Here is a 14,023-nt window from a genome sequence, read left to right as displayed (position 1 = left end):
ACGCCCCGCGCCGGGCCCCGGAACCCGGACCGCTACGCCACGCCCCGTATCCGCCGTACCAGCAGTGCGCCCAGCAGCCCGGTCGCGGCCGCGGTGAGGAACAGCGTCCGGTAGCCGCCGAGGTGGCCGACGAGCGGTGCGGCCAGTACCGGGGCGGCCACCTGCGGCAGCGAGTTGGCGATGTTGATGACGCCGAGATCCCGGCCGCGGTGCGCGGCGGCCGGCAGCACATCCGTCATCAGCGCGAAGTCGACGGAGGTGAAGACGCCGAAGCCGACGCCCAGCAGCGCCGCGGCGACCAGCGCCCCCGTCCAGGTCTGCCAGCCGGCCAGCAGCGCCGTCGCCACCGTCATGAGCACGCCCGCCCACAGGACGAACGGCTTCCGGCGGCCGGTCCGGTCCGACCAGATCCCGCCGACGACGACCGTGCCGAGCAGCGTCACGCCGTTGACGGCGGTCAGGATCAGCACCCCGCCCTGCGGATCGGCGCGGTGCAGCACGTCCCGCAGGTAGTACAGGAGATAGAGCAGCGCCAGCGCGTTGCCGAGGTTGAGCAGGAAACGGGTCAGCCAGGCCCAGCCCAGATCGGGATGGCGGCGCGGGCCGAGCCGGAAGCCGGTGAGGAACGCCCGCCAGGTGAACGGCGGACGCAGCCCGGCCGGCAGCACCGGATCGGGGTACCGCAGCAGATACGGCAGGGTGGCGAGCACCGTGAAGCCCGCGCAGGCCAGATAGCCCGCGGCGATCCCGCCGGCCAGCGTCGCCAGCCCCGTGCCGACGAGGACGCCGAGGATCTGCGCGGCGCCCAGCCAGCCGCCGACCGCGCCGCGCTGCCCGCGCGGGACCTGGTCGGGGACGGCCGCGGTGACCGCCGCGAACGCCGCGTTGAGGGTGAGCTGCACCAGGCACCAGCCCAGCGCCATCGCCGGGACCGTGCGGGCACCGGCCAGCAGCGCCAGGGCCGCGCCGCCGCCCAGTACACCGGCCAGGATCCACGGCGTACGGCGCCCGTGGCGGGACGTCGTACGGTCCGAGAGGGCGCCGAACAGCGGGTTGGCGACCAGCGAGACCACCGCGCCCAGACCGGTCACCCACGCCAGGACGGACTCCTTGGCGGTGCCGGGCGGCGCCAGCTGGGCGGCCTGGAGGGCGAGCAGGATCTGGAGAGGCCCGTACCAGCCGACCCAGATCGCGCCGTTCGCCAGCGACAGCGCGGCGGTCCAGCCGCGGCCGACCCGCCGGGCGGGCTCCGCCAGGGCCGGCGGCCCCGCGGCGGCGGTCATCCCCGTGCCTGGTCCCGCAGCGCGTCCCGCAGCCAGCGGTAGGAGGCTTTCGGGGTCCGGACCAGCGTCGAGAAGTCGACATGCACCAGGCCGAACCGCCGCGCGTACCCCTCCGCCCACTCGAAGTTGTCCAGCAGCGACCACACGAAATAGCCCCGGACATCGACCCCGGCGTCCATCGCCTCGTGCAGCGCCCGCAGATGCCCGTCCAGAAACGCGATCCGCGCGCCGTCCTCGATGCCCTCGTACGCGCAGCCGTTCTCCGTGATCATGACGGGCGGCAGGCTCGCGCCGTACCGCTCCCGGAAGGACAGCAGCAGCTCGGTGAGGGCCCCGGGGACCACCGGCCAGCCGAAGTCGGTCCGCGGGTAGCCCTCGATCTCCCGTGGCGCGAAGGGGAGTTCGGGCGGCAGCGCGATGCCCCCGAAGTCGGCGGGGCCGGTCGCCGCCGGGTCCGGGGCGCCGACCAGGGTGGGCTGGTAGTAGTTGATCCCGTACCAGTCCAGCGGCTCGGAGATGACCTTCAGATCGTCGGCGACCGGGCCCGGCAGCAGCGCCGCCAGCTCCTCGTCCGGATAGCGGCCGAGCAGGACCGGATCCGCGAACAGCCGGTTGAGCAGCAGGTCGTAGAGGCCGGCGGCGGCCGTGTCGGCGTCGGTGGCGGAGGCCGGCCAGGTCGGCCCGTGCGAATTGGCGATCCCGATGCTCCGGGCGCCCCGGGCGCGCAGCGCCTGTACGGCCAGACCGTGGCCCAGCAGCTGGTGATGGGCGGCCGGCAGCGCGTCGAAGACCAGTTCACGGCCCGGCGCGTGCTGCCCCAGACCGTAGCCGAGCAGGGTCAGTTCGGCCGGTTCGTTGAGGGTGATCCAGTGCGCCACCCGGTCCCCGAGCCGGGCCGCGACCACCTCCGCGTACGCCGCGAAGTGCTCCGCGGTCTCCCGCCGGAGCCAGCCGCCGGCCTCCTCCAGCGGCTGCGGGGTGTCCCAGTGGAACAGCGTCGCCACCGGCCGCACCCCGGCCGCCAGCAGCTCGTCCACCAGCCGGTCGTAGAAGTCGAGCCCGGCGCCGTTGACCGCCCCGCGGCCCGCCGGCACCACCCGTGGCCAGGCCACCGAGAACCGGTACGCCCCGACCCCGAGCCCCTTGAGCAGGGCGACGTCCTCGCGGTAGCGGTGGTAGTGACCGGTCGCGACCCGGGCGTCGGACCCGTCCTTGACCCGCCCCGGCCGCGCCGTGAACACGTCCCACGCCGAGGGCCCCCGCCCGTCCTCGTCCACCGCCCCCTCGATCTGCTGGGCCGAGGTGGACACCCCCCACAGGAAGTCGTGGGGGAAGCGGGGGAGGGGTGACGCTGGCACCGTTGTCATGGGGCGGATCTTCTTGACTCGCGAGTAAAGGTGTCAAGGGGTGTGCGGGCAAAGGGGGTTGGGTACCGGAGCGGCCCGCCGGACGCCGCTTCGCCGACAGCCCCCGGGCGGTCCCGGACAGCCCTCAGGCGCCCTCCTTCAGCACCCGGGTGATCAGCGCCCGCTGCTCGTCGGTCAGCCGTGGATCGGCGCAGTACACCGTCCGGCTGCGCCCCTGGTCCTCGACGGTGATCTGGTAGCGGAAGCCGTCGGGGACGCCGGTGGGCGGTGTGCCGGGGGCGGTGGCGACGGCCTGTTCGGTCAGGGTGTGCCAGTCGCCGGCATCGGGCCGCCCCGAGGTGTCGACCTCGGCGCGGCGCTCGATGCCCGTGAAGCCACCCGTACGGCGGATCTCGATACGCATGAGGGCTTCCTACCCCATGGGGCGCCGGGAATCTTCCGGGGCGGCGCTACCTGGCGGTCACTTGGCGGTCACCCCGACCGTGGACCACGCCTTGAGCAGCGCCTCGGCCTCCTCGCCGGTGCCGTAGCGGGCACGGGCGGCGGTGACGGTGAGGGCGGCGAAGTCGGCGAACTGGGCGTTCTTGGCGAGATGCCCGCCGGTCAGCACGTCGTACCAGATCTGCCCGGCCCGCTCCCAGGCGTGTCCGCCGAGCGCGGTCGCGGCCAGGTAGAAGGCGTGGTTGGGGATGCCGGAGTTCAGGTGTACCCCGCCGTTGTCGCTCGCGGTCTGGACGTACCCCTTCATCGTCGCGGGCTGCGGGTCCTTGCCCAGGGCCTTGTCGTCGTACGCGGTCCCGGGCGCCTTCAGGGAGCGCAGCGCCTTGCCGGTGATCTGCGGGGCGAGCAGGCCCTCGCCGATCAGCCAGTCGGCCTGCCCGACGCTCTGGCCGAGGGCGTACTGCTTGATCAGGGAGCCGAAGACATCCGAGACCGACTCGTTCAGGGCACCGGACTGGCCGGAGTATTCGAGGTTGGCGCTGTACTGGGTGACGCCGTGGGTCAGCTCGTGGCCGATGACGTCGACGGGGATGGTGAAGTCCAGGAAGATGCTGTTGTCGCCGTCGCCGAAGACCATCCGCTGGCCGTCCCAGAAGGCGTTGTCGTACTTCTCGCCGTAGTGGACGGTCGCGTCGAGCGGCAGGCCCTTGCCGTCGATCGAATGCCGTCCGTAGACCTTCAGATAGAGCTCGAAGGTCGCGCCGAGACCGGCCTGCGCGCGGTTGACGGAGGCGTCCTTGGCGGGCGGGTCGGACTCGTTGTGCACCTTCGTACCGGGGACGACCTGCTGGTGGCCGGCGTCGTAGATGGTCCGGTGGGGCTTGTCCGAGACGGTTTCGGGAGCGGGTCCGGTGATGCCGCGGACGGCGGTGTCGCTGCGCCGGGCGCGGTGCAGGGCGTCGTGCTCCAGGGTGTGGCGGGCGGGCCCGTGGTGCGCGGGGTCCTCGGACTGCGCCAGCTTGTCGAGGACATGGGGAGGCACGATCGTGCAGAAGACCGAGCTGGGCGGTGGGGGGAACGGCGGTACCGGGGCGATCTGAGGGGTGACCGGCTGGACCGGTGTGCGGTTGGCGTCCATAGCACGCAATGTGGCATTGCGTGATGCGGGTGTCACTGCCCGCTGCGGATATTCCTGAGAACGTGTGGTTGCTCGCACTCAAGGTCGGCACCACCGGTCCCGCATAGTGATACGGACGGCCGTTTCTCACCTGCCTCGGCTAGGCTGCTCGACATCATGCGTTTCGGGCTGCTTCTCCTTAGCTGCCGCGGCGAGGGCCTGTAGTCGTAGGCCGACCCCCTCCCCGCGGAGTGCGGTGCTGCGATTCATCGCCCCGTCGGCCTTCCCCGAGCTCTGGACAGAGCAGGGGACCCCGCAGCGGACATCCGAGGAGCCCCACGCATCATGACGAATCCGTCGAGCCCTGCCGAGAACGCCGTCGGCCGCCCCACCCCGATCACCAACGCGGCCCACTTCCAGCGCACCTCCGGGATGCCGATCCACAAGTACGGCCGCTACGAGACGGTCGAGATCCCCGACCGCACCTGGCCGGAGAACCGGATCACGGCGGCGCCGCGCTGGCTGTCGACGGACCTGCGGGACGGCAACCAGGCACTGATCGACCCGATGTCGCCCGCGCGCAAGCGGGAGATGTTCGACCTGCTGGTACGGATGGGCTACAAGGAGATCGAGGTCGGATTCCCCTCGTCGGGCGCCACCGATTTCGACTTCGTGCGCTCCATCATCGAAGAGGGCGCGATCCCCGAGGACGTGACGATCTCCGTCCTCACCCAGGCGCGTGAGGAACTGATCGAGCGCACGGTGGAGTCGCTGCGGGGCGCGCACAAGGCGACCGTGCACCTCTACAACGCCACCGCGCCGGTGTTCCGCCGGGTGGTGTTCCGCGGCAGCCGTGAGCAGGTCAAGCAGATCGCGGTGGACGGTACGCGGCTGGTGGCGGAGTACGCGGAGAAGCTGCTGGGCGACGAGACGGCGTTCGGCTACCAGTACTCGCCGGAGATCTTCACGGACACCGAGCTGGACTTCGCGCTGGAGGTCTGCGAGGGCGTGATGGACGTCTGGCAGCCGGAGGCCGGCCGCGAGATCATCCTGAACCTGCCGGCGACGGTGGAGCGCTCGACGCCCTCGACGTACGCCGACCGGTTCGAGTGGATGTCGCGCAACCTGTCGCGGCGCGCGCACGTATGCCTGTCCGCCCACCCGCACAACGACCGCGGCACCGCGGTGGCCGCCGCCGAGCTGGCGGTCATGGCCGGGGCGGACCGGGTCGAGGGCTGCCTGTTCGGACAGGGCGAGCGCACCGGCAACGTGGACCTGGTGACGCTGGGCATGAACCTCTTCTCGCAGGGCGTGGACCCGCAGATCGACTTCTCGCAGATCGACGAGATCCGTCGTACCTCCGAGTACTGCAACCAGATGGAGGTCCACCCGCGCCACCCCTACGCGGGCGACCTGGTCTACACCGCCTTCTCCGGCTCCCACCAGGACGCCATCAAGAAGGGCTTCGACGCGATGGCGGCCGAGGCCACCGCCGCCGGCAAGACCGTCGACGACATCGAGTGGGCGGTGCCGTACCTGCCGATCGACCCCAAGGACGTCGGCCGGTCCTACGAGGCGGTCATCCGCGTCAACTCGCAGTCCGGCAAGGGCGGTATCGCCTACGTCCTGAAGAACGACCACAAGCTGGACCTGCCGCGCCGGATGCAGATCGAGTTCTCCCGGATCATCCAGGAGAAGACCGACGCCGAGGGCGGCGAGGTCACCCCGGCCGCCATCTGGGCCGCCTTCCAGGACGAGTACCTGCCCACCCCGGACCATGCCTGGGGCCGTATCGCGCTGCGCTCCGCGCAGACCTCGACGACGACCGAGGGCACCGACGCGCTGACCGTCGAGGCCGTGGTGGACGGCGCCGACACGGTGCTGACCGGCTCCGGCAACGGCCCGCTGGCCGCCTTCTTCGACGCCCTGCACGCCATCGACGTGGACGTGCGGCTGCTGGACTACAGCGAGCACACCCTGAGCGAGGGCGCCGGCGCCCAGGCCGCCGCGTACATCGAGTGCGCGATCGGCGACAAGGTGCTGTGGGGCGTCGGCGTCGACGCGAACATCGTCCGCGCCTCGATCAAGGCGGTCGTGTCCGCGGTCAACCGCGCGGGCCGCTGACCCTCGGCGGATCTTCCCGGCCCGCACGGGCCGCTCTCCCGGCGCCCCCGCGGCTCACCCCGAGCCGTGGGGGCGCCGTGCACTGCGCTCGCGGTGACCCGTGCCCCGCCGCCCTTCACCCCGCCGTCCTTCGCACCCCATCGTTCCGGCCAAGCCCCCGGCCCCCTCCAGGCCCGGGATTCCCAGCCGCCCCAAGCCCCACCCCAGCACCCCGGCCACCAGTGGCACCGGTGGCGCGACGCGCCCGGCGCCGTCCTCCTCGCCGTCCGCCACGCCGCTCTCCCCGGTGCCGTCCCCGGCCGCCGCACCCGGGAATCCCCATGGTGACCTGGCCACCACCGGCAGTGACGGCGCTCCGGCGGGGACCGGTGCGGCCACGCAGACGGTCGTCGCGGGCGGCGCCCTCGTCCCCCTCGTCCGCCGCCGGCGCCGCACCGACGGCTCCCGGGGCCCGCCCGCCGCGGCGCGTCAACGGGCCCCGCCGTCCTCCCTCCCCAGGGGTGGGGCTCCTCGCCATCCGGCCAGTTGTCCGGTACGAGGTGCTGACGCCGCCTCGGCGATGTGGCTAACATCACGTCAATGCGGCGACGGAGCCGCGGTGTTACGGAGGGCTGACGTGATGCACAAGATGTGTGTGATGGGCGTGCGCACGTCCTGGCGTACCGTCGCCGACGGCGAGTTCTTCTGCCCCGACTGCGGCGGCGACCGCAACTACCTCCGCCGGACCGGCCGTCGCCGGCTCACCGTCCTCGGCGTCCCCCTGCTCTCCCGCGGCACCGCGGGCCCGGTCCTGGAATGCTCCGCCTGCCACGGCCACTTCGGCCTGGACGCCCTGGACCACCCCACCACCGTCCGCTTCTCCGCGATGCTGCGGGACGCCGTCCACACCGTCACCCTCGCGGTGCTGGCCGCCGGCGGTACGTCCTCCCGCGCGGTGCGCGACACCGCGGTCCGTACGGTCCGCGCGGCCGGCTTCGCGGACTGCTCCGAGGACCAGCTGCTCACCCTCCTCGCCGCGCTCGCCGCCGACACCGGCCGCCTCACCACCACCTATGACGTGGTCACCGGCGGCTACGCCGGCCACAACGGCCTCGACCCCTGTGGCACCGCCCTGGCCATAGAGCTCCACGAGTCCCTCGAACCCCTTGCCCCGCACCTGGCCCCGGCCGGCCGCGAATCCCTCCTCCTCCAAGCTGCCCGTATCGCCCTCGCCGACGGCTCCTACACCCCCGCCGAACGCGAGGTCCTGGCCACCGTCGGCGCGGCCCTGATGCTCCGCCCGGCGGACACCGCCCGGCTGCTGGCGGCGGCCCGCACACCGTCCTGAGGGCACGGACCGCCGGGCGTCGCCGCCCGCGGCCCGCCCTCCGCCGGCATGTGCGGACCACTGCCACGTGCGGATCGCTGCCCGGAACCCCGTTCCCCCGCAGTTCAGTGCGGGGACTTGTGCTTCATCTCCGGGACTTCCTTGATCTGTGCCGTCGGGGCGTTGCGCTTCACCGAGTCGATACCGGCTTCGCACGACGCCTTCGAGTTGTATGCCTCGCCGACCGCGATGATCTCGCCGTTCCCGGCCTTCAGCCGGTAGCGGTACTTACCTGCCTTGTCCGTGTACATCTCGAACTTTCCCGCCATGGGGCACCGCCTTTCGAGCGCCGTCGGGCTTCCCCCTCAGAGCACCGTAAGACGGTCCGGGCACGGCCGCATGTGGACGGGAACGGGCGCGGAACGGGGCGGCGAACAGCGCGGGAACACCCTGTCGCCGCCCGTCACCCCGCGTGAGTCAGGCGCGGTCCAGCCGTACGGGCAGGGTGCGCAGACCGCCCGCGATGAATCCGCCCGCGGGCTCCAACTCCCCGGCGGGGACGGCGAGCCGGATGCCGGGGAAGCGGGCGAAGAGGGCCGGCAGAGCGGTCCGGGCCTCCATCCGGGCCAGCGGGGCACCGAGGCAGTGGTGGACGCCGTGGCCGAAGGCGAGGTGTTCCTGACCGGTGCGCCGGATGTCGTACCGGGCGGCGGTGTCGCCGTACTGCTCGGGATCGCGGCCGGCGCCCGCGTACGAGGGGAGGATGGCCTCGCCCCTGCGGATGGTGGGACCGTCCGGGACGGCGATGTCCTCGACGGCGAAGCGGAGGGGGAGACTTGCGATGCTCGGTGCCCAGCGCAGCGTCTCCTCGATGACGTCGTCCCAGGACGACCGGCCCGACCGGACCAGATCGAGCTGGCCGGGGTGGGTGAGCAGGGCGTGTACCGCGTTGCCGATGAGGTTGACGGTGGTCTCGTGGCCGGCGCCGATGACGAGCATCAGGGTGTCCAGCAGCTCCTGTTCGGTCATCCGCCGCCCCTCGTCGTCCCGCGCCGCGACCAGCAGACTCGTCAGATCGTCGGCGGGCTCCGCGCGCTTGAGGGCGACCAGGGAGGTCAGGACCTGGTGCAGGGCCGCACCGGTGGCGGCGGCCTCCTCGGGGGTGACGGTGGTGTCCATGACCGCCCCCATGAGACGCGCCAGCGCATCGCGCGCAGCGCCCTCCGGGATGCCGAACAGTTCACAGATCACCTGCATGGGCAGCGGATGGGCGAAGGACGCGCGGAGGTCCACCGGCGCGTCCGCGGGGCGGGCGGCGAGACCGTCGAGGAGTGCGGAGGTGATGCGCGCGACGCGGGGCAGCATGGCGTCCGTACGGCGCGCCGTGAACGCCGGCGCGATCAGCTTGCGCAGCCTGCGGTGGTCGGCGCCGTACGCGGTGAACATGTTGTTCACGCCGATCCAGGACTGGAGCCAGCTGTCGCGGACCTCACCCCGCCGCCAGGCCGGCCAGTGCTCGCGCGGGTTCTTCGAGACGCGGGGGTCGGTCAGCAGCTCCTTGAGCAGGGCGTGGCTGGTGACCGACCAGGCCGTCACCCCGCCGGGAAGCTCCACCCGCACCACCGGGCCTAGCGCGCGGAGGCGGGCCGCCTCTCCGTGGATATCGTGTCCGACCGGATCGATGACGACGGACCGCTGTCCCATGGCGTGGCTCCTGCCTGGTCGGGAGTGATGGGGGTGAACCGGGCCGGCAGGGCCGCCAGGGCCCGGTGGAAGGCGCCGTTGCGCCACACCAGCTCGGCGTGGCCGACGGCGAGTTCGATGTCGGAGAGCCAGGCGGTGAGCCGCTCGATCGCGGTGGTGGCGATCAGCAGCGCGTGCCGCCGTACGGGGCAGCCGTGCGGGCCCGCCGCCCACGACAGATGCGAACCGCTGCCCGACCGGGCCCGCTCCAGCGTCGGCGTGCCGAACTGGGTGTTGGCGGCGGCGTACGACACCATCACCAACTGGCCCGCGCGTACCCAGGTGCCGTGGAAGAAGACATCGCGGCGGGCGAAGTGCGCGGAGTAGTTCGTCAGCGGCGGGTCGTTCCACAGCACTTCGCTGATCGCGTCCTGCGCGGTCAGCGCGCCGCCCGACAGGGTGCTGTAGTAGCGGTCGTCGGAGAGCATGCGGGAGAGCGCGTTGCCGATGAGGTTGGTGAGCGGTTCGTTGCCCGCGCCCAGCGTCAGGATGATCTGGTTGATCACTTCCTCGTCGGTCAGTCCATGGGGGTGGTCCATGAACCACGAGGTCAGATCCGGCCCGCGCTGCGCCCGCTTCGCGCCGACCAGCTCCACGATGTACTTCTCGTACGCGGCGTTGGCCGCGGCGGCCTCCTGGGGGGAGTTGCCCTCCAGCACCCCGCTGAGTGCGCTGATGAACCGTTCGCTGTAGGAATCGGGCAGCCCGAAGAGGCCGTTGAACATCAGGAGCGGCAGCAGCCGGGCGTAGTCGGCGATCAGATCGACTTCGCCGACCGAGCCGAAGCGGCGGATCAGCGAGTCCGCGGCGAGCCGGACGCGGGCGCGGAGTTCATGCGGTTCGACGAGGTCGAAGCTGTCGGTGATGACCTCGCGGTAGCGGTCGTGCGCCTCGCCCTCGCTGAAGAAGACGTTCGGCCGCCAGCCCAGCATCGGCAGGATCGGGGAGTCGGCCGGGACGGTCCGCATCCAGGCCCGGGAGTCCTTCGTCCAGGTGCTGTCGTCGTGCAACAGGTCGAGCGCCGCCCGGTAGTCGGTCACCAGTATCGCGGTCACCCCCGGTGCGATCTCGACCGGTGCGAGCGCGCCGTACTGGCGCAGATGCTGGTAGAAGCGGTGCGGATCGGCGGCGAAGTCCGGGCCGTAGAGCTTCAGCGGGGCATAGGCGTCGGCGGCGGTGTAGGCGTCGGCAGGGGGGTAGCCGTCGGTGGTGGTATAGGCGTCGGCGGGGGGATACGCGTCGGTGGGGGCGTAGGTGTCGGCGGGCGCCGTGCGCCGGGCAGCCCGGCGGGGGTGTGCCCTCCGGCTGCTGCGGAAAGGTCACGGCGTCTCCTGGGGCGTATGGGCCAGGACATGGCCGACGAGCGCGATCAGGGCGTCGACGGACTGGCCCCGGTCGCGGGCGTCGCACAGCACCAGCGGCGTCTCGGCGTGCAGATCGAGGGCGTCGCGGAGCATGCCGACGTTGTACTGCGGCGCGTCGGGGAAGGTGTTGACCGCGACGGCGTACCGCAGCCCGGCCTCCTCGATGATGTCCATCACCTCGAAGGAGTCCGCCAGCCGGCGGGTGTCCGCGAGGACCAGGGCCCCCAGCGCACCGCAGGCGATGTCGTGCCACAGGGGCCGGAACCGCTTCTGCCCCGGGGTGCCGAACAGATACAGCACCAGGTCCCCGGGGAGCGTGAGGCGGCCGAAGTCCATGGCGACGGTGGTCGTGGTCTTCTCCCGGACGCCGGCGAGATCGTCGACGAACGCCCCGCTCTGCGTCATGACCTCCTCGGTGTGCAGCGGCGGGGTCTCCGACAGGGCCCGGATGAGGGTGGTCTTGCCGACCCCGAACGGCCCTGCGACCAGGAGCTTGACCAGCGTCTGGTCGGTGCCGGAGAGATAGATGGCGTGGGTGTCGGGATGCGCGCCGGAGCCGGGCGGTGAACCGGTGTCGGGAAGCGGGCGGCCGGCGTCAAAAGGCGTACGGGTATTAGGACTTGAGAGAGCGGAGTCCATCGAGAACCCTCTCCAGGATGTGCCGGTCGAGTTGCTCGGCTTCGGGAATGGGGACACGGGCGTGCAGGAGGCCGGCGTCGACCAGGTCGGCCACCAGCACATTCACCACACTGACGGGCAGATGGAGGTGGGCTGCGACCTCGGCCAGAGACAGTGCCCCGGGCCGCAACAGCTCCAGGATGCGGTGCTCTTCCGGGCGTACATCGCTGGTGACCGGCATCCCCGCGTGCTGGAGCAGGGAGAGCCGGTCGAACGTGTTGCGGCTGGGTCGGGCGCGTCCGCCGGTCGCCAAATAGGCCGGTACGAGGCGCCTGTTGCCCTGGCGCGGGGTCATGCCGGGTTACCGAGGTCCCGGGCCGGGCTGTTCATGACCTTGGTGCCCAGCGTCGTCACCTGGATCTGCATGTGGTGCGCGACGACGCCCATATTCACCTCCGGCCCGGCGAAGACGGCGAGGCAGGTGTTCTCGCCCGCGGGGATCGCGAAGACCCAGCCCTCCTCGGACTCGATGACGGTCTGCCGCAGGGTGGCGTCCGGCAGACCGGAGAACGCCGCCGTGACCGCGCGGCCGGCGCCCTGGAGCGCGGACATCATGGCGGCGACCCCCTCGGCGGATTCCCGCTTCAGACCGGGCGAGGAGCCCTCGATGAAGCCGTCGCCGGAGATGACGGCCGCGTGGTGGACGTGCGGCAGGTCCAGGAGGGGGGTCAGCACCCAGGACTTGTCCTCGGTGACACGGCGGCGAGTGGTGCTGTTCATGAGAGGGGGTTCCCTTCGGTGCTGCGAGGGGGATCTGAATGGGCCGCGGCCCGCCCGGATTCGGTGCCTTGCTGGAGCGCGGCCCAGCGTGAGGCGGACTCCTCCGGGGAGCGCGGGGGAACCTGCGCGGTGTGCGGGGGGCGCTGCTCGAACTCCGCCGTGGGCTCGCGGCGCCGCCGGCGCGGGAGTCCGGCGCGGTCGGGCGTGTCGGCCTGCTCCACCGGGGCGGCGGCCACCGCGGGGGGCGGCGAGGTGCCGTGCACGGTCTCCGCGGCCGGTGCCGCCTCCTGAGCGGGCGTTGTGGGGCGGGTCGGCAGCGCCGTGGACGACCGGTCCTGCGTACCGGAGGAACGGCGCGGCAGCGGAGCCATCACGGACATAGGTTTTCGGCTCTCGTCGAGGACGGTCAGGAGGGGGTCGCCCGGGATGTAGACGATGGCCCGCACCCCGCCGTACGGGGACGGCTCGACATGCACCCCGAAGCCGTACTGCCGCACCAGCTGACCGGTCGCGGCGAAGCCGGAGCGCGGCGGGTCGCCGAGCTCGGTGAGCAGCACATCCTCGTCGCCGGACAGCAGCCGCTTCGCGAGCTTGAGCTCGTCGCCGTGCATGCCCACGCCGTAGTCGTCGATGATGACCGAGACGCCGCGGTTGCCCTGCTGGAGGGTGACGGTGACCGGCAGTTCGTGGTGCGAGTGGTGCAGTCCGTTGGCGAGCAGTTCGGCGACCGAGATGGCGACCGGCTCGACGGCGCGGGCGACGACGGCCACCGGGTCGCGCAGCTGGTTGCTGACCTGTACGCGCTCATAGCCGCGCAGCCGTGAGGCGGCGCCGACGACCAGCTCGGCGAGGTAGGAGTCCTCGCGGGTCAGCCCCGGCCAGCCGCCGCACACCACGCCGGTGGCCTGGATGCGGCGCAGCGCCTGCTCGTTGAGGAAGTCCGCGGCCAGCAGGTCATGGGCCACGTTCGGGTCGTCGTAGCGGTGCTGCATGTCCTGGAGCGCCGTCTGGAGCTGGTACAGCAGCGCCTGGATGGTGGTGGTCGCGCCCCGCAACGTGGACTGCGCCGCCGCGTCCACCCGCCGCCGCTCCTTGGCGACGGCCACACTGACCTGCTCCAGCACGGCGGTCAGCGCGTGATCCGTCTCCGAGCCGGCGAACCGCGCGTCCAGCAGCCCGCGTACGGGGACGTGCGGATGGGCGAGCGCCATCGCCAGGTCGGGCAGCCGGGCCCCGGCCAGGTGCCGGATCTCGGCCTCGGTCGCCCGCAGCCGGGCCGTCAGCTCGGTGTTGCTGTGGAGCGAGACGGTGTTCTGCTCTTCGCACACGGTGAGCCGCGCGCGCAGCCCGGCGCGCTGCCTGCGGACGCGGACCAAGGACGCCGCCAGGATCAGGGCGGCGGCCGTACCAGCGCTCAGGCACCACAACAGCCCTAGCGGTATGGGTGTCATAGAGATCCTCGTGGGGGGTGAGGGGGGAGCAGCCGACCGGCCGGCACGGTGTCATGCCGACGAATGTCACGGGATGCTACCGGGGCGGCACGTCGAGTGAGGGGCGAAAGTGCGAAGCGGCCCCGCCTCCCGGAGCGGGTGGCGGGGCCGCGAGCCGAGTGAGCGGAGGTCAGGGAGCCTGACAGGAGACGCCGTTGACAACGGCTATGCACACCGACCGGTCACCGGCCGGGAGTGCCGGGGGTGTGCTCGGGTCGTACGCGCGCATCGCCTGTGGTCCTCCGCCGCCGAGGTGATCAGGGCTCAGGGCCGCCGCCGGCGACTGTGCGGCGGTCCTGAGCGGATCGTAGGCTTCCCGGGCCCGCTTCGCCAGCGTCGGAGCGGCCGCCCGGCGCCCCGAAAATGCGTCCGCCACACAGGCAGTTGGTG

13 protein-coding genes are annotated in these 14,023 nt (G+C 72.2%); 2 read left to right on the top strand and 11 right to left on the bottom strand.

Annotated features, from left to right (window positions below; genetic code table 11):
- Positions 1-32: 32 nt before the first annotated feature.
- From ACLJWH_RS16200 to ACLJWH_RS16185, 4 genes are all read right to left on the bottom strand, one after another.
- Positions 33-1,283, bottom strand: a complete 1,251-nt coding sequence (locus tag ACLJWH_RS16200; RefSeq protein WP_411142407.1) for an MFS transporter — start codon at positions 1,281-1,283, stop codon at positions 33-35.
- Complete coding sequence (locus ACLJWH_RS16195; protein ID WP_411142406.1) at positions 1,280-2,650, bottom strand: GH1 family beta-glucosidase; 1,371 nt, start codon at positions 2,648-2,650, stop codon at positions 1,280-1,282. Before ACLJWH_RS16195 ends, ACLJWH_RS16200 begins: the two co-directional genes overlap by 4 nt.
- 124 nt (positions 2,651-2,774) lie before the next feature.
- Positions 2,775-3,053 carry a protealysin inhibitor emfourin gene (locus ACLJWH_RS16190; protein ID WP_411142405.1) on the bottom strand — a complete coding sequence of 93 codons (279 nt, stop codon included), beginning with the start codon at positions 3,051-3,053 and terminating at the stop codon, positions 2,775-2,777.
- A gap of 57 nt (positions 3,054-3,110) precedes the next feature.
- A complete protein-coding gene (locus ACLJWH_RS16185) occupies positions 3,111-4,229 on the bottom strand; it encodes a M4 family metallopeptidase (RefSeq protein WP_411142404.1) in 1,119 nt (372 codons plus the stop codon).
- A gap of 324 nt (positions 4,230-4,553) precedes the next feature.
- Here ACLJWH_RS16185 and leuA point away from each other — a divergent pair, with 324 nt between their 5' ends.
- Together leuA and ACLJWH_RS16175 are read left to right on the top strand one after the other, a co-directional pair.
- A complete protein-coding gene (leuA, locus tag ACLJWH_RS16180) occupies positions 4,554-6,332 on the top strand; it encodes a 2-isopropylmalate synthase (protein WP_411142403.1) in 1,779 nt (592 codons plus the stop codon).
- 619 nt (positions 6,333-6,951) lie between these two features.
- Positions 6,952-7,659 (top strand): TerB family tellurite resistance protein, encoded by a 708-nt coding sequence (locus ACLJWH_RS16175; protein ID WP_411142600.1) that lies wholly within the window; start codon positions 6,952-6,954, stop codon positions 7,657-7,659.
- Between the two features lie 104 nt (positions 7,660-7,763).
- Here ACLJWH_RS16175 and ACLJWH_RS16170 read toward each other — a convergent pair whose 3' ends face one another.
- The 7 genes from ACLJWH_RS16170 to ACLJWH_RS16140 form a co-directional block, all read right to left on the bottom strand.
- Positions 7,764-7,967: a YegP family protein gene (locus ACLJWH_RS16170; RefSeq protein WP_052855687.1), complete on the bottom strand. Its 204-nt coding sequence runs from the start codon at positions 7,965-7,967 to the stop codon at positions 7,764-7,766.
- 148 nt (positions 7,968-8,115) lie between these two features.
- A complete protein-coding gene (locus ACLJWH_RS16165) occupies positions 8,116-9,342 on the bottom strand; it encodes a cytochrome P450 family protein (RefSeq protein WP_411142402.1) in 1,227 nt (408 codons plus the stop codon).
- Complete coding sequence (locus ACLJWH_RS16160) at positions 9,267-10,535, bottom strand: cytochrome P450 (RefSeq protein WP_240150894.1); 1,269 nt, start codon at positions 10,533-10,535, stop codon at positions 9,267-9,269. Before ACLJWH_RS16160 ends, ACLJWH_RS16165 begins: the two co-directional genes overlap by 76 nt.
- A 165-nt stretch (positions 10,536-10,700) precedes the next feature.
- A complete protein-coding gene (locus ACLJWH_RS16155; protein ID WP_052855801.1) occupies positions 10,701-11,273 on the bottom strand; it encodes a GTP-binding protein in 573 nt (190 codons plus the stop codon).
- Between the two features lie 85 nt (positions 11,274-11,358).
- On the bottom strand, positions 11,359-11,718 hold the full coding sequence (locus ACLJWH_RS16150) for a DUF742 domain-containing protein (protein ID WP_052855684.1): 360 nt from the start codon (positions 11,716-11,718) through the stop codon (positions 11,359-11,361).
- A complete protein-coding gene (locus ACLJWH_RS16145; protein WP_052855683.1) occupies positions 11,715-12,143 on the bottom strand; it encodes a roadblock/LC7 domain-containing protein in 429 nt (142 codons plus the stop codon). The genes ACLJWH_RS16150 and ACLJWH_RS16145 overlap by 4 nt, the downstream gene beginning before the upstream one ends.
- Complete coding sequence (locus tag ACLJWH_RS16140; protein WP_411142401.1) at positions 12,140-13,594, bottom strand: sensor histidine kinase; 1,455 nt, start codon at positions 13,592-13,594, stop codon at positions 12,140-12,142. Before ACLJWH_RS16140 ends, ACLJWH_RS16145 begins: the two co-directional genes overlap by 4 nt.
- Positions 13,595-14,023 lie beyond the last annotated feature (429 nt).

The organism is Streptomyces sp. x-80, assembly GCF_046549095.1.
Lineage (GTDB): Bacteria > Actinomycetota > Actinomycetes > Streptomycetales > Streptomycetaceae > Streptomyces > Streptomyces celluloflavus.
This window is presented reverse-complemented; position numbering and strand designations above follow the sequence as displayed.